Below are 20,968 nucleotides of genomic sequence, written 5' to 3'. Positions count from 1 at the left end.
GTCACCTCTCTGTTTCGGTGGGGATGGAGTGCGATACGGAGGACGTCGAGGTCGTGACGGGGACGGCGGGAGGTGGTGCGTCAGCCGGCGCCACGGGTGTGCCGGCCGCGACCTGGTCGCGGGCTCGGGGCATCCGACGACCGAGCGCACCCGCGATGCCGCCCGGCCAGACGGCCGTGACGACGATGAGCAGCAGGCCGAACACGAGCACCGAGACGTTGCCCGAGAGCCGTTGCTCGACGTCGGCGGGGAGCTCCAGCGCGGCGGTCGCCGTGCCGATGAGCCACGGCAGCAGCACCACGACGACCGCGCCGAGCGCGGCGCCGCCGATGCTGCCGAGACCGCCGATGACGACGGCGACGAGCAGGAGCAGGGAGAACGCGAGCGTGTAGGCGCCCGGGCTCACCGACTGGGTGACGAAGCAGAGGAGCGCTCCGCCGACGCCGGCGGAAATCGAGCTCATCGTGAAGGCGAACACCTTGACCCGCCCCGCGGGAACGCCCGAGAGGCGGGCGGCCGTCTCGTCGCCGTGCACCGCGCGCATCCGCAGGCCGGCGCGGCCCCGGCGGAGCCCGGCGAGCACGGTGACGGTGACCGAGGTCACGAGGATCGCCACCCACGCCTGCCACTGCTCGACGGCGATGAGGGTGCGCAGGAACGGCGGCACGCCGTCGTAGGCGATCTGGAGTCCCTGGTCGCCGCGGAATACGCCCGAGAAGACGCTGGTGACGGCCGGGAGCGCGATCACGACGGCGAGGGTGAGTCCCGCGAGGTACGGCCCGCGCAGCCGCGCCGCGGCGAGGCCGAGGAGGAGGCCCGCGAGGCCCGCGACGACGACGGCACCCACGAGCGAGACCAGGAACCGGGCGACGCCGTCGACACCGGCATCCGTCGACGCGTTCGCCGTGAGCGCGTAGCCGTACCCGCCCGCGGCCATGAGCGCGGCGTGCCCCAGCGAGAGCTGGCCGGTGAGGCCGACCAGCATCGTGAGACCCGCGGTCGCGCAGAAGTAGGCGGCGATCACCGCGAGCTGGTAGTTGCGGTACGGGTCGAGGAGGAAGGTGCCGCCGATGGCGACGAGCGTGAGGATGACGCTCGTGACGAGGAGCCGAGGCGTGCCCGTCAGCCGTGGTGCCCCGTTGAGCGAGGCGAACGTGGGGAACGATGGTGCGGTCATGCGGTGCGCGCCTCCCGTGCCGCGAAGATGCCGCCCGGCCGCACGAGGAGCACGACCACGAGGAGCACGAGCACCGCGATCGGGGCGACCGTCGAACCGAGGTAGCCGGTGACGAGGCTGATGACGAGACCCACGACGAGTCCGCCGATGAGGGCGCCGGGCGGCGAATCGAGTCCGCCGACCACGGCGACCGTGAACGCGTAGACGAAGAGCATGTCGGTCGAGTGCGGGTTGAGCCCGAGTTCGGTGGGCACGAGGAGGAGCGCGGCGAGCGAGGCGACGGCGGCCGAGAGCATCCACCCGATGGTGAGCATGCGCGACACGCGCACGCCCAGGAGGCGCGACACCTCGGGCGCGAAGGCCGAGGCGCGCAGCTGCAGGCCGAGCGACGTGCGCGTGAAGAGCAACGCGAGCGCGGCCATCACCGCGACGGCGACGACGAGCACGAAGAGGTCGTACGGCGAGAACACCGGGACGCCGGCGATCATGATCGGTCGCTCGTCGAACGGCACCGCCATCGGCCGGTGCTGCTGGCCGAAGAGGATGCCGAGCGCCGACTGCAGCACCATGACGAGCCCGATCGCGATGATGACCCCCGAGAACGGGGAGCCCTGCGGCGCGAAGCGCATCACGCCGCGCTCGACCGCGAAGCCGATGGCCGCCCCGGCGAGCAGGGCGCTGCCGAGGCCCAGCCAGTACGAGCCCGTGAGGCCGGTGACCGCGAACGCGACGTAGGTCGCGACCACGGCCATCGCCCCCTGCGCGAAGTTGACGATGCGGGCGGCGCGCCAGATGAGCACGAGGGAGAGGGCGAATAGCGCGAACACGGCGCCGCGGGCGAGACCCGTGGCGAGGAGGTAGAGGAGTCGGTCCATCAGAATCCCAGGTAGGCGTGGCGGAGGGCGGAGTCGGCGGCGAGCGTGTCGGCCGGGGCGTCGGCGACGATCTCGCCGAGGCCGAGCACGATGCCGCGGTCGGCGATCGAGAGGGCGCTCGTCACGTTCTGCTCTGCGAGCAGCACGGTGAGGCCGGTGCGGTCGGCGGTGTCGCGAAGCACCTCGAGGATGCTCGCGACGACGAGCGGCGCCAGCCCGAGCGAGGGCTCGTCGAGCAGCAGCAGCCGGGGCCGGGCGATCAGCGCGCGCCCGAGGGCGAGCATCTGGCGCTCGCCGCCCGACAGCTGGTGGCCGGCGCTCGACCGGCGACGGGCGAGCGGTTCGAACAGCTCGTAGATCTCGTCGATGGCGCGCTCCCGCTCGGCGCCGCGGAAGCGCCACAGCGCGCCGAGCCGCAGGTTCTCGTCGACGGTGAGCTCGGCGACGACGCTGCGCCCCTCGGGCACCTGGGCGAGGCCGCGGCGGGCCCGGTCTTCGACGGCGACGTCGTCGAGCACGTCGCCGTCGAACACGACGCTGCCGGACCGCGGCGCGACGAGACCGGCGATCGCCCGCATGAGGGTCGTCTTCCCGGCACCGTTCGCGCCGAGGAGGCCGACGACGGCTCCGGACGGGATGCTGAAGCTCAGCTCGTGCAGCACCGGGGCGCCGCCGTAGCCGACGACGAGCCGGTCGATCTCGAGGAGGTCGCTCACGATGCCGCCTTCACGCCGAGGTAGGCCGCCTCGACGAGCGGGTCGGCCTGCACCTCGGCGGGCAGCCCGCTCGCGATCACCCGGCCGAAGTCGAGCACCACCACGCGGTCGGCGAGTCCCATCACGAAGTCGACGTGATGCTCGACGAGGAGGACGGAGCATCCCGTCTCGGCGATACGGCGGATGACGTCCCCGAGCTGTTGGAGGTCGTCGGCGCCGAGGCCGCCCGCCGGTTCGTCGAGGAGCAGCAGGTTCGGCCTCGTGACGAGGGCGCGGGCGAGCGCGACGCGCTTGCGCTCGGGGTAGGGCAGGTCGTCGACCGGGCGATGCGCGGCATCCGCCAGGCCCAGGTCGGCGAGCTGGGCGAGCGCCGTCGCCGCGGCGGCGTCGGCATCGTGGCTGGCGCCTCGCGGGCGCCGGGTGCGGCCGCCGGCTGCGGCTCCGCGGCCGCGGCCGCTCAGTGGCACGAGCACGTTCTCGAGCACCGTCATGCCCCCGAAGAGCCCGAGCCCCTGCAGCGTGCGGGCGACGCCGAGCGCGGTGAGCGGTGTGGGCGAGGCGGGCACGGGCCGGCCGTCGAGGCGGATGTCGCCCGAGCGGCGGCGTACCAGGCCGGTGACGGCGTTGAACACCGTCGTCTTGCCGGCGCCGTTCGGGCCGATGAGCGCCACGGTCTCGGCCGGCGCGACGTGGAACGACACGTCGTCGAGGGCCAGGAGTCCGCCGAAGGCAACGGTCAGGTCGGAGACCTCGAGTCGCGGCGGCGGAACGCGGACGGCGGATGGATCGACGGGCATATCGGCACCTCTTCGTGTCGGATGTCCCCACTGTACCTTAGAAACCGACCAGACGGTATGTAGATGTTGCAGATCGGCCGAACCGCAGGCGGCGCCCTGCCGACGCCCCCGTCAGCGGTGCGCGATGCCGACGGTCATGCCGCCGTCGACGACGAACTCCGCGCCCGTCGTGTAGGCCGAGGCGTCGCTCGCGAGGAAGACGATCGTGCCCGCGACATCCGCTGGCCGGGCCGGCCTGCCGAGCGGGATGACGAGCGCGTCGGGGTCGATGCGCGTGGTCATCTCGGTGAGGATGAGGCCCGGATGCACCGAGTTCACGCGGATCCCGGCGGGCCCGAGCTCGACGGCGAGCGACTTCGTGAGCCCGCGCACCGCGAACTTGGAGGCCGTGTAGCCGTGCAGGCCCGGGCTGCCGCGCAGGCCCTCGACCGAGGAGATGTTGATGATCGAGCCGCGACCGGCCGCCTTCATCACGGGCACGACGGCGCGGCATCCGAGGAACGTCCCGGTGAGGTTCACGGCGATCACGGCGTCCCACTTCGCGCGGGTGTAGTGCTCGATGGGCGCCGCGTTCGCGATGCCGGCGTTGTTCACGAGCACGTCGACGCCGCCGAGCGCGTCGGCGGTGTCGGCGACGACGCGCGTCCACGCCTCCTCGTCGGTGACGTCGAGGGGCGTGAAGCGCGCGCGAGGCCCGAGGTCGCGCGCGAGCGCCTCCCCCTCGTCGGCGAGCAGGTCCGCGATGACGACCTCGGCGCCGGCGGCGTGCAGCGCCCGCACGTAGGCCTCGCCGAGGCCCCTGGCCCCGCCCGTGACGATCGCGATGCGGCCCTCGAGCTCGCTCAATGGAAGCTCCTTCCGCGCCGCCCGGCGGCGCACTCGATGCGTCGGGGGCCCGGGTGGCCCTCAGTCGGCGACGCGGATGACGAGACGACCGGTGGTCGCACCGCCGGCGAGCTCCTGCACGGCGTCGGGCGCCCGGTCGAACGGCACGACGGCGCTGACCACGGGCGCGATGGCACCGGCGTCGGCCAGTCGGGTGAGCTCGGCGTGCGCCTCGTCGACGAGGTCGCGCCGGCGCTGCTGGTAGAGCGCCCAGTGCAGGCCCAGCACCCCGTAGTTCTTCACGAGCGCGTGGTTCGCCCGCACCGGCGGCACGGTGCCGCCCGCGAATCCGACGACCACGATGCGCCCCTCGAACGCGATGCACTTCGTCGAGAGCTCGAAGCTCTCGCCGCCCACGGGGTCGAACACCACGTCGACGCCCGCGCCGGCGGTCGCCTCGCGCACGGCGGCCACGAGGTCGTCCCGTCCGCGGACGAGGACCCGCTCGGCCCCTGCGGCGGTGGCGACCTCCGCCTTCGCGTCGCTGCCGACCACGCCGATCACGCGCGCACCGGCCGCGACGCCGAGCTGCACGGCGGCCGTGCCGACGCCGCCGGCGGCGGCGTGCACGAGCAACCACTTCCCGGGTTGCAGCGCGGCACGGCGGTGCAGGCCGAACCAGGCGGTCTGGTACGCGATCGTGAGCGCGGCGCACTGGGCGTCGTCGAGGGCTTCGGGCGCCCGGTGCACCGCGGGAGCCGGCACCACGGCGTACTCCGAGAGCACGCCGATCTGCGAGGCGACGACGCGGTCGCCGACGGCGAAGCCGCGCGCCCCGTCGACGCCCTCGCCGAACTCGACGACGTCGCCGCTGAGCTCGATGCCGGGGATGAAGGGCAGCTCGGGTCGCACCTGGTACTCGCCGCGGGCGAGCAGCACGTCGGGGAAGTTCACGGCGACCGCCCGCGTGCGCACGAGCACCTCTCCCGGTCCGGGCTCGGGAGCGGCGACGTCGCGCTGCTCGAGCACGTCGACGGGCTCGCCGTGGCGGGTCACGAGCCAGGCCCGCATGGCGTCAGCTCGCGACATCCGTCGTCCTGATGCTCGTGAGGAAGAGGTCGGTGATCTGCTCGGCGACGAGCGTCTTGCCCTCGGCGCCGTGCGGCGAGTACCAGTGCGAGAGGTAGTGCACGTCGCTGAAGAAGTGCGCGATGAGCACGGGGCGGGGGATGTCGGTGCGGTAAAGGCCCTCGGCCTGTCCGCGTTCGATGAGCGCGGCGAACTCGTCGTGGTAGGCGCGACGACGGCGGGTGACCTCCTGCTGGCGCGGGGCGGTGAGCATGTGCATGCTGCGGAAGAACACCGTGCCCTCGGGCAGGAAGTCGATCGAGGTCTCGATGACGTCGACGCAGACCGCGCGGAGCACCTCGTCGACCGGACCGCCGCGCGCGATGATCTCGTCGAGGTGCGCCTTCTGCAGCGACAGCATGCGGTCGTAGATCGCGAAGAGGAGGTCGTCCTTCGACTCGAAGTAGTGGTACATGGCGCCCTTGGTGACGCCCGCGGCCTCGACGATCTGCTGCACGCTCGTGTTCGCGTAGCCCTGCGTGGCGAAGAGGTCGACGGCGGCCCGGGTGACCTCGTCGGCGACGTTGGTGTCTCTCATGCGTCCAATCCTTCACCCGACGGGGCGGATGCTGCCGCCGCCGTCGATCGGGAGCGTCTGGCCGGTGATCCAGCCGGCGTCGTCGGAGAGCAGGAATGCGACCGGCCCCGCGACGTCGTCTGGCTCGCCGAGCCGGCCGAGCGGGTACTCGGCGGCGACCTCCGCCTCACGTCCCTCGTAGAGGGCGCGGGCGAAGCTGGTCTTGATCACCGCGGGGGCGACGGCGTTCACCCGGATGCCCGGGGCCAGCTCGTACGCCAGCTGCATCGTGAGGTTCACGAGCGCCGCCTTCGAGACGCCGTAGAACGCGATGTTCGGGCTGGCGGAGAGCCCCGAGATGGATGCCAGGTTTACGATCGACCGCGAGAGGCCGGCACGCACCGCGTCGCGCGTCCAGTCGAGGGCGGCGACCACGTTCACCTCGAGGATCTTGCGGATGACGGATGCCTCGACCTCGAGTGCGGGACCGTACGCCGGGTTGATGCCGGCGTTGTTCACGAGGTGGTCGAGTCGGCCGCCGTGCCGCTCGGCGAGGTGGGCGAAGACCGCGGCGCGGTGCTCGGGGTCGTCGGCGCGGCCGGCGACGGCCGACGCCCGGTCGGCGCCGAGTTCACCGATCGCGGCGTCGAGCCCCTCCTGCTTGCGTCCGGTGATGACGACGGATGCCCCTTCCGCCACGAGCCGCTTCGCGATGGCGAGGCCGATGCCTCGGCTCGCGCCGGTGATCAGGGCGACCCTGCCCTCGAATCTCTGCACGTCGGGTTCCTCATCTCGCCATACCGTCTGGTCGGTATGAGGAGCGTAGCACGCCTCAGGGCTCCGACTGCTCGCGGCGGCGCAATGCCATCAGGGTGGCCGCGGCGATGGCTGCATCGTCGACCGTCACGACGAACGGCCCACGATCCCGGCGGGTCACCTGCAGCGCCTCGCCGGCCCGGAGCACGACGCCGAACCTCCCGTCGAGACCGCTGCGCAGGCCGATCCCGCCGAACTCGGCCATCGGGTGCACGGTGACCCGCTCGGCAGAGACGACATCGTGGAGGGCGACCCGCAGGGTGGGCACGCCGAGCACCGACCGCACCGCGAGCCCGCGCTCGTCGACCCGCACGCGGAAGACCAGCGTCGCCGCCCCCAGGAGCGCCAGGAGCACGGCGAGGATCACCAGCGGCCAGATCGGCGCGGTCGTGGTGATGCCGAGTCCAACGGCGAGCCCCACGAGCAGGGCGACAGCGCCGAGCACGGCGATGCGCGCCGGCGCTCCAGCCGCCGTCGTACGCACCCAGACGACGCGTTCGCCGGCCGCGAGCGCGATCGGCTCGGGCGATTCGGCCTCATCGCCCGGCTCCGGGAAGGTCTCGCCCGGCAGGATGAACCACGACACGAGCCCCACGATCACCGCCGCCGCCAACCCGGTGGCCAGCCCGGGCTCCACGCCGGGCGCGTCGGCGGCGTCGGCGATCCCACGCTGCACCCCCGCGCTCCAGGTCGTGACGATCGCGAGCAGTGCACTCATCGCCGGCGAGACCGCACCGAGGAGCCGCGGACTCGGTCCCCACGCGCCGTTCCGCAGGCCGGGGAGCGCGCTCGAGGTCATGAGCAGGGGAATACCGAGTCCGATGACGGCGGTCAGCACCGGAAGGGTCCACGCCGGGGCGAAGCCGTCGGGCCCATCAGGGGTCCAGTGGATGGCCACCGGATCGGGCAGCTCGGGCAGCCACCAGAGCTGCAGCGCCACTGCCGCGATGGTGAACACCACCGGCACGAGCATGGCCAGCACGATGAAGCGGCGGATCGGCACCCGATGTTTCGTCGGCGCCGGCGGGCGCTCGGACGCCGTGCTTCCCTGCGTGGTGCGGCGGGCGGCCGGCGTTCGCGGTTCGGTCATCGATAGGTCTCCTTCACGAGGGATACGAGCGCGTCGGCGGTGATACCCGCCGTGCGGGCACGATCGACCAGCTGCACGATGTCGGCGTTGAGCGTGCCCAGGGTGCCGGCGGCCTCCGTCACCACGGCGTTGCGCCCCCGCCTCAGGTCGATCAGGTGCTCGTCGCGCAGCAGCTGGTAGGCGCGCAGCACCGTGTGCAGGTTGATGCCGAGACCGTCGGCGACATCCCGGGCGGGCGGCAGCTTGTCGCCCACCTGGAGCACGCCGGCAGCGAGCTGTGCGCGTACGGACGACGCCACCTGCTCGTACAGCGGTTCGTCCGCACCGGGTTCGACTCGGATCAGCATGGGACCAGTGTGGCACATAGTTTGATGACATATAGAACTTTGCGCTATCTGCTCATGACGCGTTCCACCGCTCGGTAGTCTGGAACCGATCGGGCGCGGCTCGCGGCCGTCTCACTCTTCGACAAGGCTCCCCCCGTGACGACTGCCCTCCCATCCGTGCGCCCGTGGCGCCTCTGGCTGGTGTGGGGCATCGGCGTCGCCGCCTACGTGCTGTCGGTCACGAACCGAACATCGCTGTCGGCGGTCGGCGTGGAGGCGGCCGTGCGGTTCGACGCGGATGCCTCGATGCTGTCGATGTTCGCCGTCATCCAGCTCTTCGTGTATGGCGCGATGCAGATCCCGGTGGGGCTGCTGCTCGACAAGTTCGGTGCGCGACCCATCATCACGATCGGCATGTTCCTCATGGCCGTCGGGCAGCTCGTCATGGCGTTCGCTCCCGACGTGGCCACGGCGATCCTCGCGCGCATGCTCGTCGGCGCAGGTGATGCGGCGATCTTCCCCAGCGTGCTGCGGGTCGTGGCGGTATGGTTCCCCGAGCGGCAGGCGCCGTTGTTCGTGCAACTCACCGGCATCGTCGGACTGACAGGACCCCTGCTCTCGATCCTGCCGTTCGCGGCGCTCCTGCATGCGACGACCTGGACCGTCGCGTTCGGCGGGCTCGCGGGTCTCGGCGTGCTGTTCACGGTGCTCACGTTCGCGGTGATCCGCAATCATCCGCCCGGTCGCCCGGCGGATGTCTCGGTCGACACCACCACGGGCGCGATGCACGTCGTGACGTCGGCGGCCGACCTGCGCGTGGGCTTCCGCGAGTCCTGGGCGCACCCGGCGACGCGGCTCGCGTTCTGGTCGCACTTCACGACGCCGTTCGCGGGTTCGGCGTTCATCCTGCTGTGGGGATTTCCGTTCCTCACGATCGGCGAGGGACTGACGCCGGCGATGGCGTCGCTCGTGTTCACCGTCTTCGTGGTCTCGGGCATGCTCGTCGGACCCGTCATCGGCGCGCTCTCGAGCCGGCACCCGATGCGCCGGTCGCGGATGCTCGTGCTGCCCATCATCGGCATCCAGATGCTCGCGTGGCTCGCCGTCATCGCGTGGCCCGGGCAGGCGCCCCTGTGGCTCCTGCTCGTGCTGGCGCTCGCCCTCAGCACCGGCGGCCCCGGGTCGATGATCGGATTCGACCACGCGCGCACGTTCAACCCGAGCCACCGCCTGAGCACGGCGACCGGCATCGTGAACGTCGGCGGGTTCCTCGCAGCCCTGCTCGCGGTCCTCTTCATCGGCATCGCGATGGACGTGCAGGGCGCCGGCACGCCCGACACCTACAGTCTCGACGCGTTCCGCATGGCGTTCCTCACGCAGGTGCCGCTGTGGCTGCTCGGTGCCGGCTTCATCGTCTTCGAGCGCAAGCGCACGCGCGTGCACATCGGGCTCGACGAGCCGCGGCCTCGGCGGCGGCGACCTCGCGAGCGCGACCGCGACCGCGACGCGGACTGACGCGCTGCTCGCGCTCAGTCGGCGAGCAGCCCCCGCAGGTCGGCGGCCGTGAGCGAAGCATCCGTCAGTCCCTCGTCGTCGAGGAGCGACGCGACGAGCTCGCCCTTGCGGGCCTTCAGCTCCATGACCTTCTCCTCGATCGTGCCCGTCGCCACGAGCCGGTACACCATGACCTGCTTCGACTGGCCGATGCGATGCGTCCGGTCGATCGCCTGCGCCTCGCTGGCCGGATTCCACCACGGGTCGAGGAGGAACACGTAGTCGGCTTCGGTGAGATTCAACCCGAATCCGCCCGCCTTCAGGCTGATCAGGAACACGGATGCCTCGCCCTCGCGGAACCGGGCGATCACCTCGTCGCGGCGGCGCGCCGGCGTCGACCCGTCGAGGTAGGCGTAGGGCACGCCCGCGGCATCCAGGCGCGCGGCCGCCCGCCCGAGGAACGACGTGAACTGGCTGAACACGAGCGCGCGATGTCCCTCGCCGAGCACGTCGTCGAGCTGTTCGAAGAGCGCGTCCAACTTCGCCGACGCCATGCCCGCGTACCGTTCGTCGTCGATGAGCGTCGCATCGAGCGCGAGCATGCGCAGCAGCGTGAGCGAGCGGTACACGATGAAGCGGTTGCGGTCGAGGTCGTCGATGAGGCCGAGGAGCTTCTGCCGCTCTCGCTGCAGCATGGTGTCGTACAGGCGCCGATGCCGCGGGTGCAGCTCGACCTGCAGCACCTGCTCCTGCTTCGGCGGCAGCTCGGGCGCGACGAGCTCCTTCGTGCGACGCAGCATGAGCGGCCGGACCCGCCGGCGCAGCCGCGCCATCCGTTCGGTGTTGCCGTCGTTCTCGATGGGTCGCCGGTAGCGTTCGTCGAACGCCCGTCGCGACGGGAAGAGCCCCGGTGCGACGATGGCGAGCAGCGCCCACAACTCGCTCAGGTCGTTCTCGACCGGGGTGCCCGTGACGGCGAGCCGGAACGGAGCCCGGATGTCGAGGGCCGCCTGATGCACCTTCGTCGCCGCGTTCTTCACGAACTGCGCCTCGTCGAGCACGAGGCCGCCCCACTCGATGGCCGCGAAGGCGTCGGCTTCGAGGCGCAGCACGGCATACGTCGTGACGACGATGTCGGCGGCGGCCGCGGCATCCGCGATGCGACCTCGCCGCTTCGCCTCGGTCGCCGTGACCGTCGCGACGCGCAGTCGAGGGGTGAACCGTGCCGCCTCGCTCACCCAGTTCGATGCGACCGAGGTCGGCGCGACGACGAGGAACGGCCGGCCGGCCGACGCCGACCCCTCGGACGCCGGCGCCGGCGCCGCCGCCTCGACCGCATGCGCGATGAGCGCGAGCGTCTGCGCCGTCTTGCCGAGCCCCATGTCGTCGGCGAGGATGCCGCCGAGCCCGTGCCGCCAGAGGAACGCGAGCCAGCGGAACCCCGCCAGTTGGTACGGCCGCAGCGGCAGTGCGAGCCCGGCGGGAGACGGCACCTCCTCGACGGCGCCGTGCTCGAGCCCCGCGATGGTCGCACGCCAGGTGAGCGCCGGCTCCGAGACATCCGCGAGGTCCTCGAAATCGGCCCACAGGCTCGTCCGGCTGCGGTGGATGCGCAGGCCCGTCTCCCACTCGGCGAGCGTGCCCGCCTCCTCGATGAGGTCGCGCAGTTCGTCGAACACCGGCAGTTTGAGGTTCAGGTAGCTCTTGTCGACGAGCAGGAGCCGCCGCTGCCCCTTCGCGAGCGCCCGGAACAGCGGCATGAACGGCACGGGCCTGCCGTCGACGGTGAGCTGCACGCCGAGGTCGAACCAGTCCCGCTTCTGCGATTCGACCGTCGTCACGCGCACCTCGGGAACGGCGGTCACCTCGCGGTAGTCGGGGCGCTCGCCGGTGATGTCGATGCGCAACCCGCCGCGTTCGGCCAGTCGTTCGAGTCGCGGCATCCGCTCGGCCGTGAACTCGGCGGCGTCGAGGCCGCGCAGGATGATCGCGTCGAGCGGCACCCACCCGAGCTCGTCGGCGACGCGGGCCAGCAGGTCGTCGTCGAGTTCGGGGTCGGCCGCGGCGGCGGCGATGGATGCCTCGGATGCCTCCACCGGGCTGGTGCGTCCGTCGGCGTGTTCCCAGCGCCAGGCGAGGCGCAGCACGTCGCCCGGCTCGAACGCCGCCTCGAGCACGAGCGTCGCGGGCGGAGCCTCGGGAGGCTCGAAGCTGCCGTCACGGCTCACGACCGGCAGCGACCGGGCGAGGGCGTGGAAGTGCCCGCGAAGGAACGTCGGCACCTCGGCGGCCGGCACGACGATCGGCTCGGGCGGCGACGCGAGCAGGGCGCGCTGCGCGGGGGTGAGCTCGCCGTTCGCGGCCGGCGCGAGCTCGATCACCCCGGCGTCGAAGTCGGAGCGGTAGACGCCGTGCCACGCGATCGGCCGCACGTGCTCGACGGGGTGAACGCCGTCGTCGATCGCGACCGTCGGCACCAGGGTGAGTCCGCCGGGGCCGTTGGAGCCGCCTCCGGACGGGTCCGCGACGCTCGCGTCGAGTCCCACCGTGGCGCTCCCCCGCAGCACGACGTCGGGTGTGACATCCGATCCGACGAGCGCGATGCCGAGTCGGCCGGCCTCGGCCAGCAGCCCCCAGAGCAGGGGGCTCTCGAACTCGTCGAGCGTGATCCACTCGGAGCCGTATCGGTACACCGCGGGCGTCGTGCCCTTCAGCATCGCGAACTGGGCGAACCACCGCGACTGCGCCGGGTCGACGCCCGCGGCGCTCGCCTGGTAGGCGATGTTCTGCCACGTCAGTCCGTCTTTCACCCAGGCTCCCCTGGTGCCCTGGGTGACCGGCCGCACCGCGAGTCGGTCGACGGATGTCGCGCGCCGAGCCGTCTCGTCGCGAGCTCCGCGCCACTCGCCGTTGCGGCGCTCGATGCGGCGGCGCAGTTCGAACTGGAGCCCCAGCGGACGCGTCGAGGGGGCGGCCTCCGAGACGGATGCCTCGACACCGTGCCCGAGCCCCGCGAGCGCCGTGCGCCAGTCGTGCGGTGGAGCGTCGGCGGGCATGCCCACCATGCTCGCACGGGGCGCCGACAGCGGCGCCGCTCTTCAGCCCGCGGGGGTCCGGAGCGCCCCCGGGTAGAGCTCGTCGAGCAGTTCGAGGGCGAGTTCGCGGAGCACGCCGCGCAACGCGCGCTCGAGCCGTTCGCACCCGTCGCCCGCCGCGCCGGCGCTGGCCGACCGCAGCTCCCACACTGCCGCCAGCCGCTCCCGCTTCGCGACGACGGCGTCGACGACCATCGGGCGCCAGAACGGCGGGTACTCGCTCTCGGTCCACGCGCCGCGGCCGCGCCCGTAGTGGGCGACCGCGAGGTAGCGCAAGAGCGCCGAGGTGACGAGCCCGTCGAGGAACGCCTCGTCCCAGCGAAGACTCGACTCGGTGCGGCCGCGCATCACGTTGACGCCGCGCGCGATGCCCGCACCGCCGAGCGCGCCGACGATGGCACCCGCCACCAGGCCGGCGCCGAACGTGAGGCCGCCCGCCATGAGGTCGGCGCCGAGCCCGGTGAGCGCGCCCGACACGACTCCCGACACGACACCCGTGCGCCCCTCGTCGAGTGGCGCATCGACGCGGATGTCGCCGGCCATCCGATCGAGCACCTCGGCCGCCGCGCGGCCCTCGAGTTCGTGGATCACGATGAGCCGCTCGGTGCTCGCCCCGAGGCCCGACTCGAGGCGACCGCCGAGCCGGCTCGCCGCCTGGGTGCGCGCCTGCGCCCGCGCCGCGTTCGGCAGCCCGACCGAGCCGCCGAGCCGAGTCGCCAGCGGCTCGGCCGGCAGCACCTCGCGGTCGCATGCGGCCGTCGCGATGGGTTCGGCGAGCACCGTCATCGCCTCCTCGAACTGCGCCATGCGGCGAGCACGCCACGCCTGCGAGAGCCGAGCGAACGCGGACGCCTTCGCCTCGGGAACCACGCGTCCGATCGCCGCGAAGAGCGTGAACTCCTGCACCCAGCAGCGCGCGAAGGCGTCGAGCGCGAGCACCTCCCGCACGTCCGCGAGCCCGGCGACGGCACCTCGCCAGCGGGCCGCCTCGGCCGCCTCCGCCGCGTGCTCGCGCGGGCGCCCGGTCTGGTTGAGGAGCACGAGCACGGGCTTTCCCACCCAGTCGAGCACCTCGAGCTCGGGCCCGAGATAGCCGGCGTCGCCGGGCTCCTCCGCTGCGTTCACCAGGTAGAGCACGACGTCGGCGTGGTCGGCGACGTTGCGCACGGCGAGCTGGGTGAGCCAGAACGGTTCGTCGCGATAGCGGTCCCACACCTGCGACAGGAACCAGCCGAGCGGGTTTCCCGACTGGCGCAGCCGCCGCACGAGGCGCACGCTGTCGCCGAATCCCGGCGTGTCCCACAGCGTGAGCGTGTCGCCCTCGGGCGTCTGCACGAGCGGGAACGGCGTCGCCTCGATGGTGACGTGCGGCGCGTCGCGCACCTCGCCGACGTCGCGTCCGAGCAGGGTGCGCGCGAGCGTCGTCTTGCCGGCGTTGGTGTGCGAGATGAGCGAGAGCGCGATGGCGCCGGGCTCGGGCACGGACGTCGCGCCGATCGGTTCGCCCGCCGCGCCCGTCGGCTCGCCCGCCGCGCCCACCGGCTCACCTGCTCCGGGGTCGGTCATGGCACCCTCCCGCGCGGCGGGTCGTCGACGCCCCTGGCGGATGCTGCGAGCTCCGCCTCCGCCGTCGCGAGATCGGGTTCGGCGAGGTCGACGAACACCGGGGTCGCGCCGTGCGCGGTGACGAGGTCGCGCCACGCGTCACGACGTGCGACGAGCCGCTCGTCCTCCCCGGTCCATCGGGCGCGGAATCCCGACTCGTCGACGAGCGCGGTGAGCGGATGCCCCGAGCCGACGCCTGTGGCGAGCGCGTCGAGGAACTCGCCGTGCGCCTGGCGCTCGGGCGTCGCGGCGAGGGCGAACAGCGGGACGACGACCTCCTCGGCGGCCGCGAGCCGCGCGAACGACAGGTTCGCGAGTGCCTCGTCGTCGCCCCACGCGACCGGAGCCTCCACGGTGACGGATGCTCCGTCGTACGCCCGCGCCAGGATCGCGTCGAGTCCGCCCCGCGCCGCGGGACTCAGCGTGTAGCTGTACGGCACGACCCGGATCCGCCCCGAACGGCCGAGGTAGCGTGCCACCAGCCGCCGGTAGTAGGGGTCCGTCAAGGGCAGCGCGATCCGTGCGGCCCGGCGTCGCTCGACGAGTCCCGACACCAGCGCCAGCACGAGCCGGGGGATCACGACCACGGAGGCGACGCTGCCCGCGAGCAGGTGCATCCAGGTAGCCGCGTTCTCGCTGTCGGGCGCGCGGATGGCCGCGACCTCCGCGACATCCGGAATCGGAATGCCCGTGAGCCAGGAACCCGGGGCCAGCGTGACGGCGAGCAGCCCGCGCACCTGCTCGGCGTCGAGGAACGTGCTCTCCCACGTGGCGCGGTACTCGAAGGCGAGGCCGCGCAGGTAGAGTCCGGCGATCACGCCGAGCGCCGTGGCGGCGGCCGCGAGATGCAGCACGCGTGCCGCCCGCGCACCGTAGAGCGGCGCGGACAGTCGAGCCCAGTCGGAGGGCAGGGTCTCGAGGATGGTGCGCCGCGCCGCGCCGGCGTCGCCGTCACGCGCACGCGCCCGCGCTCGCGCCCCGGCCCGCGCGCCCGCCGGCGTGCGCAGCGCGGCGAGCTCGATGAGGAGCGCCCGGAGCGGACCGGGCCGGCCACGGAACGCGACGAGCCGAACGACGAGCGTGAGGTATACGACGACGTTCCAGACGAGGAGGAGGAACACGGGCGGGGCCAGCAGGTTGATGCTCGAACCGCCGCCGATGCGATCGACGACGAGGCCGAGCACGAACGCGGCCGCCACGACGACCGCGCCCACCCAGGGCCGCCAGCGCAGCGCGCGCACCGTGCGCGGCACGGCGGGCTGGCGCGGACCGATGCGCTCGAGCACGAGCCGGGCCCGACGGGTCAGGAACGCCTCGGCGGTCGCGCCCTCGCCGACCACCTCCGCGGCGGCGCGGCTCGCCCAGTCGCGGTCCGCGTCGGTCCAGAGCAGGCGATCGCGATCCCCAGTCTCGACGGCCCGGGCCGCGATGACCTCGAGGGCGGCTGACTCGTCCATCAGGCGCATTCTATGGCGGGCCGCTTCGCGACCCTCGGGATGAGGAGGCGCGGCGCCATCCGGTCCCCGGGATGAGGAGGCGCACCGTCCACCGCGGAACCCGCCGTCGGCTGCGCGGATGCCGCATCGCTCCGTCGCCGTTCCTCAGCCCACGGGCGAGGCGAGATCGGATACCCCCGCCACCGGCCGCGGCGAACGGGCCGCGCTGTGACGGAGCAGCCATCCGGCCGACACGAGGTGGATCGCGGCGAGGACGGCGCCGCCGACCATCATGCCCGGCACGGCGTAGGCGATGCCGATGACGCTGTCCCCCACCTGCGCAGCGCCCGCCACGAGCAGCATCGGCACCGGGCCGGGCGAGCGCCTCCACAGCAGGACCACCACCGCGACGCCGATCGGCAGTGCGCGGACGGCGTAGAGGCCCGCGAAGATGGCGACGGCGTCGCCGCCGTTAATGCCGGGCAACACCGTCGCCGGATCGAGCACCCCGACGACGCCGAAGCCCGATGCCACCAGTGCCGCCAGTCCGTTGGCCACCACGAGGGGCCACCAGCCCCTGATCACTCGCGCCGTCATCGTTCACACTCAGTATCATTCATGTTCTGAAGCATATCCGATCAGTATCATCGATCGCATGAAGGGCTCGCCGCCGCGTCTGGCCGATTCGGTCACCTTCCGACTCGGCGCGCTCGGGCTCCAGGCGCTGGACCGACTGGCACCGCGCCTCGAGCTGCACGGCCTGAAGCCGAAGCACCTCGGGATGCTCGCGCTTCTCGACTCCGTCGACGCGAGCTCGCAGCTCGAGGTCGCCCGCGCCATGAACATCGCGCCGAGCCTGGTGGTCGCCCTGGCGGATCACCTGGAGGACCTGGGGGCGATTCAGCGTGTCAAGGATCCCGAGGATCGTCGACGCCACGTGCTGCGGCTCACCGACCGCGGGCGCGACCTGCTCCAGACCTGCACCGACGACGCCTACGCGATCGACGCGCACCTCACCGCCGAACTGAGCCCCGCCGACCGGGCAGACCTCGCCCGTGTCCTCGGTGAGCTCGCCCGGACGGCCGGACTGCCGGCGCTCCCGCAGCTCCGCGCGAGCGCCGACGACACGGGTGGACACGCGAGCTGAGACGGCCCCGGCGCGCTTCCCCACCCCACGCGGAGCAACACGATGGGGCCCGGGCGTCGCCGCCCGGGCCCCGTGCGGACCGCCCTAGGGAAGCAGTCCGCTCGTGCCGCCGCGAAGCAGAGGGGACGCGCTCTTGGCCGGGGCAGCCTCGAACGCGCGCACGATCTCCTGCGAGAACGTGCTGCCTGCGGCATCCGTCGCCGTGACCCGAAGGTCCACCCAAGAGCCCGCATCGGGCACGGCGAGGTCGGCCGCGTACCTCGTGACGAAGTCGCGACCAGTCGGGAAGGTGACGAACGGCAGGACCTCGGGCGTCGCGCCCGCGGCATCCGTCGCCGTGAGCTCGATGGGCTGCCAGTCGCCGCCGGCGACCCGCACCTCGAGCGTGGCACCGTTCAGCGCGGCGCTTCCGGATGCCCCGGCGACGTGCCCGAGCTCGACCCCGAGTGCGACCGGGGTACCGGCCTTGCGACCCGCGCCGACGAGCCCCGAGGCGTCGAGTTCGACGTCGTACCAGGCCTGGATCATCGGCAGGACCTGCTCGGTCCAGTCGTCGGCCGTCCCGGTCGACCGGAAGGTCCACTCGGTCACCGTCTCGGTCGATGATGCGAGCGCCGATCCGTCGTGCGTGGCCGTGTTCACGACGCGCCACTCCGACTCTCCGTCGGGCGCGCCCCACACGTTCGCCGACTGGTAGGGCGACGAGGCGAGCAGCTCGCCGTCGACGTACACCTCGGTCAGCTGCGCACGGTCGTCGGTGCCCGCGAACACGTCGAACGCACCGGTGCGCTCGGGGTTGGCACCGTCGGCCCACGACGGCACGTTCACCTGGGCGGCCGGGCCCGTGCGGTGCGGCGCCCAATAGCCGGGGCCGACGTACGGGCGCACGACCGGACCGAAGAAGCTCGACTCGGCGACCTGCTCGGGCTCGTAGGCACGACGCACATCGCGCACCTCCCAGCCCACGTCGACGAGTTCGGCGTTCTGGTACCACTCGACCTGCTCGGTGTTCACCCATTCGGTGCGCTCGATGCCGCGTGTCGTGCGCATCGCGTAGCCCGAGCCGTACAGTGCGCCCGGCACGAAGTCGTACCGGAACTCGCCGACGGTGCCCCCGTCGCCGTAGTACGTGGTGTCGATGCGGGCGAGGTCGCCGGGGCGGTAGTGCAGGTCCTCGGGGATCGCTCCCTCGCTGAACCGCACGATGTCGTACGTCTCGGTCGCGTTCGCCACGCCGGAGCCCTTCACGACGACGGTCTTCGCGGCCATGGACTCGAGCAGCGCCCGACCCTGGATGCCGCTGACCGAGGCCACGGGAATCGGGACCGATGTCACGTAGTCGTCGGCTCCGACCCACTCGCTGAGCTCACCGTCGGCGTCGTTCACGACGATCAGGAACGCCGCTCCGGCGGCGGCGGCATTCGCTGCGCGCTCCGACGGCGACACCGCGTCGGACCGCGTCGCGACCGCGACCTTGCCTGCCGCGTCGACCGCGGCGAAGTCGTCGGCGCTGCCGGCGCCGACGTCGATCGCCCGGGCTCGCAGGCTCCCGTCGAGCGGAACCGCGCCGGCCTGCTCGATGACGTCGAGGTCCGCTCCGCCTGCCGTGAGCGAGAGCGTCTGCTGCAGGCGCCAGCGCGTCGTGAAGTCGAAGCTGTCGGAATCGGAGGCGTCGAGCGGCTGCGCGTACAGCGTGTCGACCAGCACCGTCGGAATGAGGCTGCCACGGAAGCCGTCGGACTGGAAGTCGACGCGACGGAAGGCCGGCGACACCGTGTCGTCACCGACATCGACGGAGATCGGCTCCGTCTCCCGGGCGTCGAACGCCACCGTGGTGTCGCCGTCGAGCACGAGATGCGGGTCGCCGACGAGCGCGATGCCGTGCGCGTCGGCCGCCTCGGCCACGTCCATGAACGACATGAGCGAGTAGGTGCCGGCCGGCAGACGCAGTGTCGTCTCGCCGACGACGGGGAGCACGCCGATCGCCCTGGTCTCGCCGTTCCACAGCCACCCGTACGCCTCGGCGGGTTCGCCGTCGAAGCCCGTGGCGGTGACCGTGACGTCGTAGCGCTCCTCCTCGGCGATGATGCCGAGCGCGGTGCGGGTCACCGGTTCGCCGTCGATCGACGCGACGAGGGCGCCCGAGAGCTGCGTGCCCGCGGGCACCGCGGCCGGGTCGGCCGTGAGCGTCACGGAGCGGGTCTCGCCCGCCGGGATCGAGAGCTGGTCGGCGTCCATCGCGAGCACGCCGGCCGGGGCATCCACCGAGAGCGGCCCGATGCCGCCGCCGCCGCCCGACGACGGCGTCGTGTCGGCCAGCGTCGCCGCGAGGTCGAGGACGACCTCGGCGTCGCCGCGGTTCGTGAACTCGATGGTGCGCTCGACCTGGTCGGGCGACTCGCCCCACGAGAGCATGCCGAAGTCGCCGGAGCCGGCCGCGATGACCGGCGCGTCGAGCGCCTGGTCGATGTCGACGACGCCCGAACCGGCCTGGTAGGGGGTGAGGCCGACGTCGGTCGTGGTGCTCACGAGCGCCGCGCGCAGCTGCTCGGCCGTGTACTCGGGATGCTGCTGCTTCACGATCGCGGCCGCGCCCGAGACGTGCGGGGTCGCCATCGACGTGCCGCTCATCCCGACGTACGCGCCGTCGCCGGCGCTGTCGGCCGAGCGGGCGGCCGTGACGTCGTTGCCGGGGCCGACGAGCTCGGGCTTCAGCGCGCCCGACCACGCGAGCGGGCCCTGGCTCGAGAACCACGACAGGATGCCCGTCGGGTCGTCGACCGAGCCGACCGTCAGCGCCTTCGCGGCCGCGCCCGGCGACCCGATGGTCTCGGGTGCCGACGAGTTGCCGGCGGCGACCACGAACAGGGCGCCGGTCTCGTCGGCGATGCGGTCGAGCGCCTCCGACATGACGTCGGTGCCGTCGGATGCTTCGGACGTGCCGAGGCTCATCGACACGATGTCGGCCCGCTCGCCCGCCCACTGCATGCCGGCGATGATCCACGACTCCATGCCGTAGCCGTCGGCCCCGAGCACCTTGCCGATGATCAGGTCGGCGCCGTCGGCCACGCCGCGGTGGATGCCGCCGCTCGCGGCACCGGTGCCGGCGATGGTCGACGCGACGTGCGTGCCGTGGCCGTGCGGGTCGTCGCCGACCTCCTCGCCGGGCACGAAGCTCGCCGAGTCGGGCAGCACCGCGCCCGCGAGGTCGGGGTGGGTATCGTCGTATCCCGAGTCGAGCACCGCGACCGTGACGCCTTCGCCCGTGTAACCGGCGGCCCACGCCTCGGGCGCCCCGATCCACGGGGTGCTCGAGTCGAGCGTCGCCTGCACCATGCCGTCGAGGTGGATGGCCTCGATCCCGCCGCCGAGCTCCACGTCGGCGCCGTCGCCGTCGGGCGCGGCACCGAAGGTGCGAGGGGATGCCGCGGCATCCGTCAGGGCGGCCCAGGTCGCCTCGGCGCTCGCGTGGTCGGCCGCCGCGGCGGCACCGTCGATGCTCGCGAGCGGCGCGCCGACCTCGAGACCCGGCACGGGCACCGACCGACGGGACGCCCGGCCCTCCTCGAATTCGAGGATGACGGGGGTCGCGTCGACCGACGCGTCGTCGTAGCCGAACTCGATGAGCTGCGACACGTTGAACAGGTCGGCGTCGACCACGCCCGCCGCGACGTACGGCAGAGCCGACCGCGGCATGACGTGCAGGTCGCCGTCGACCTCGGCGGTCTGGATGCCGGCACCCGGCGCGGCCGGCTCGATCTCGACGGCGTGCGTGCCGTCGGCGAGGTCGGTGACGGTGACGCGGTCGCCCGTGATGAGGGTGACCGAGTGCGTACCACCGGCGGCGGCGGGCGCCGACGCGGACGGCGGGCCCCCGGCGGGCCCGCCCGCGTCGGGCGCGGCGGTCGCGGGGAGCGCGGCCGC

The 20,968-nt window shown here is 72.9% G+C and carries 17 protein-coding genes; 2 read left to right on the top strand and 15 right to left on the bottom strand.

The window, feature by feature from the left end:
- Window position 1 precedes the first annotated feature (1 nt).
- The 10 genes from EZM51_RS16855 to EZM51_RS16810 all read right to left on the bottom strand — a co-directional run bounded on the left by EZM51_RS16855 (window position 2) and on the right by EZM51_RS16810 (window position 8,288).
- Window positions 2–1,177, bottom strand: coding sequence for a branched-chain amino acid ABC transporter permease (locus tag EZM51_RS16855; RefSeq protein ID WP_136709476.1), 1,176 nt, complete (start codon window positions 1,175–1,177; stop codon window positions 2–4).
- Complete coding sequence (locus EZM51_RS16850) at window positions 1,174–2,052, bottom strand: branched-chain amino acid ABC transporter permease (protein WP_136709475.1); 879 nt, start codon at window positions 2,050–2,052, stop codon at window positions 1,174–1,176. Before EZM51_RS16850 ends, EZM51_RS16855 begins: the two co-directional genes overlap by 4 nt.
- Window positions 2,052–2,768 (bottom strand): ABC transporter ATP-binding protein, encoded by a 717-nt coding sequence (locus EZM51_RS16845; RefSeq protein ID WP_136709474.1) that lies wholly within the window; start codon window positions 2,766–2,768, stop codon window positions 2,052–2,054. Before EZM51_RS16845 ends, EZM51_RS16850 begins: the two co-directional genes overlap by 1 nt.
- Window positions 2,765–3,565, bottom strand: a complete 801-nt coding sequence (locus tag EZM51_RS21140) for an ABC transporter ATP-binding protein (protein WP_136709473.1) — start codon at window positions 3,563–3,565, stop codon at window positions 2,765–2,767. The genes EZM51_RS16845 and EZM51_RS21140 overlap by 4 nt, the downstream gene beginning before the upstream one ends.
- Before the next feature lie 111 nt (window positions 3,566–3,676).
- A complete protein-coding gene (locus EZM51_RS16835) occupies window positions 3,677–4,411 on the bottom strand; it encodes a glucose 1-dehydrogenase (RefSeq protein ID WP_136709472.1) in 735 nt (244 codons plus the stop codon).
- 60 nt (window positions 4,412–4,471) lie between these two features.
- Window positions 4,472–5,479 carry an NADPH:quinone oxidoreductase family protein gene (locus EZM51_RS16830; protein WP_248305720.1) on the bottom strand — a complete coding sequence of 336 codons (1,008 nt, stop codon included), beginning with the start codon at window positions 5,477–5,479 and terminating at the stop codon, window positions 4,472–4,474.
- Window positions 5,466–6,056: a TetR/AcrR family transcriptional regulator gene (locus tag EZM51_RS16825; RefSeq protein WP_136709471.1), complete on the bottom strand. Its 591-nt coding sequence runs from the start codon at window positions 6,054–6,056 to the stop codon at window positions 5,466–5,468. The genes EZM51_RS16830 and EZM51_RS16825 overlap by 14 nt, the downstream gene beginning before the upstream one ends.
- A gap of 12 nt (window positions 6,057–6,068) precedes the next feature.
- Window positions 6,069–6,812, bottom strand: a complete 744-nt coding sequence (locus tag EZM51_RS16820) for an SDR family oxidoreductase (RefSeq protein WP_136709470.1) — start codon at window positions 6,810–6,812, stop codon at window positions 6,069–6,071.
- 55 nt (window positions 6,813–6,867) lie between these two features.
- Complete coding sequence (locus EZM51_RS16815; protein ID WP_136709469.1) at window positions 6,868–7,941, bottom strand: DUF1648 domain-containing protein; 1,074 nt, start codon at window positions 7,939–7,941, stop codon at window positions 6,868–6,870.
- A complete protein-coding gene (locus EZM51_RS16810; RefSeq protein ID WP_136709468.1) occupies window positions 7,938–8,288 on the bottom strand; it encodes a GntR family transcriptional regulator in 351 nt (116 codons plus the stop codon). Before EZM51_RS16810 ends, EZM51_RS16815 begins: the two co-directional genes overlap by 4 nt.
- 135 nt (window positions 8,289–8,423) lie before the next feature.
- On the opposite strand from EZM51_RS16810, the gene EZM51_RS16805 reads away from it, so the two are divergent.
- Window positions 8,424–9,782 carry an MFS transporter gene (locus EZM51_RS16805; protein ID WP_248305719.1) on the top strand — a complete coding sequence of 453 codons (1,359 nt, stop codon included), beginning with the start codon at window positions 8,424–8,426 and terminating at the stop codon, window positions 9,780–9,782.
- Between the two features lie 14 nt (window positions 9,783–9,796).
- Here EZM51_RS16805 and EZM51_RS16800 read toward each other — a convergent pair whose 3' ends face one another.
- The 4 genes from EZM51_RS16800 to EZM51_RS16785 form a co-directional block, all read right to left on the bottom strand.
- Complete coding sequence (locus EZM51_RS16800; RefSeq protein ID WP_136709467.1) at window positions 9,797–12,817, bottom strand: DEAD/DEAH box helicase; 3,021 nt, start codon at window positions 12,815–12,817, stop codon at window positions 9,797–9,799.
- Between the two features lie 42 nt (window positions 12,818–12,859).
- Window positions 12,860–14,422, bottom strand: coding sequence for a DUF3482 domain-containing protein (locus tag EZM51_RS16795; protein WP_136709466.1), 1,563 nt, complete (start codon window positions 14,420–14,422; stop codon window positions 12,860–12,862).
- Window positions 14,419–15,918 (bottom strand): DUF2868 domain-containing protein, encoded by a 1,500-nt coding sequence (locus EZM51_RS16790; RefSeq protein ID WP_136709465.1) that lies wholly within the window; start codon window positions 15,916–15,918, stop codon window positions 14,419–14,421. The genes EZM51_RS16795 and EZM51_RS16790 overlap by 4 nt, the downstream gene beginning before the upstream one ends.
- 144 nt (window positions 15,919–16,062) lie before the next feature.
- Complete coding sequence (locus tag EZM51_RS16785; protein WP_136709464.1) at window positions 16,063–16,494, bottom strand: hypothetical protein; 432 nt, start codon at window positions 16,492–16,494, stop codon at window positions 16,063–16,065.
- A gap of 58 nt (window positions 16,495–16,552) precedes the next feature.
- On the opposite strand from EZM51_RS16785, the gene EZM51_RS16780 reads away from it, so the two are divergent.
- The gene (locus EZM51_RS16780) at window positions 16,553–17,044 is read left to right on the top strand and encodes a MarR family winged helix-turn-helix transcriptional regulator (protein WP_136709463.1); all 492 of its coding nucleotides are present in this window, start codon (window positions 16,553–16,555) and stop codon (window positions 17,042–17,044) included.
- A gap of 84 nt (window positions 17,045–17,128) precedes the next feature.
- Here EZM51_RS16780 and EZM51_RS16775 read toward each other — a convergent pair.
- The coding region (locus EZM51_RS16775) for a S8 family serine peptidase (RefSeq protein ID WP_136709462.1) at window positions 17,129–20,968 on the bottom strand (3,840 nt) is incomplete at its 5' end.

The organism is Agromyces sp. H66 (assembly GCF_004959775.1).
In the GTDB taxonomy this organism is placed as follows: Bacteria; Actinomycetota; Actinomycetes; order Actinomycetales; family Microbacteriaceae; genus Agromyces.
This window is presented reverse-complemented; position numbering and strand designations above follow the sequence as displayed.

What these genes read in the sequence shown, in the direction of transcription:
- EZM51_RS16855 (WP_136709476.1), bottom strand. Translation starts at nt 1,177, where the DNA reads ATGACCGCACCATCGTTCCCCACGTTCGCCTCGCTCAACGGGGCACCA.
- EZM51_RS16850 (WP_136709475.1), bottom strand. Translation starts at nt 2,052, where the DNA reads ATGGACCGACTCCTCTACCTCCTCGCCACGGGTCTCGCCCGCGGCGCC.
- EZM51_RS21140 (WP_136709473.1), bottom strand. Translation starts at nt 3,565, where the DNA reads ATGCCCGTCGATCCATCCGCCGTCCGCGTTCCGCCGCCGCGACTCGAG.
- EZM51_RS16830 (WP_248305720.1), bottom strand. Translation starts at nt 5,479, where the DNA reads ATGTCGCGAGCTGACGCCATGCGGGCCTGGCTCGTGACCCGCCACGGC.
- EZM51_RS16825 (WP_136709471.1), bottom strand. Translation starts at nt 6,056, where the DNA reads ATGAGAGACACCAACGTCGCCGACGAGGTCACCCGGGCCGCCGTCGAC.
- EZM51_RS16815 (WP_136709469.1), bottom strand. Translation starts at nt 7,941, where the DNA reads ATGACCGAACCGCGAACGCCGGCCGCCCGCCGCACCACGCAGGGAAGC.
- EZM51_RS16810 (WP_136709468.1), bottom strand. Translation starts at nt 8,288, where the DNA reads ATGCTGATCCGAGTCGAACCCGGTGCGGACGAACCGCTGTACGAGCAG.
- EZM51_RS16800 (WP_136709467.1), bottom strand. Translation starts at nt 12,817, where the DNA reads ATGCCCGCCGACGCTCCACCGCACGACTGGCGCACGGCGCTCGCGGGG.
- EZM51_RS16795 (WP_136709466.1), bottom strand. Translation starts at nt 14,422, where the DNA reads ATGACCGACCCCGGAGCAGGTGAGCCGGTGGGCGCGGCGGGCGAGCCG.
- EZM51_RS16790 (WP_136709465.1), bottom strand. Translation starts at nt 15,918, where the DNA reads ATGGACGAGTCAGCCGCCCTCGAGGTCATCGCGGCCCGGGCCGTCGAG.
- EZM51_RS16785 (WP_136709464.1), bottom strand. Translation starts at nt 16,494, where the DNA reads ATGACGGCGCGAGTGATCAGGGGCTGGTGGCCCCTCGTGGTGGCCAAC.
- EZM51_RS16780 (WP_136709463.1), top strand. Translation starts at nt 16,553, where the DNA reads ATGAAGGGCTCGCCGCCGCGTCTGGCCGATTCGGTCACCTTCCGACTC.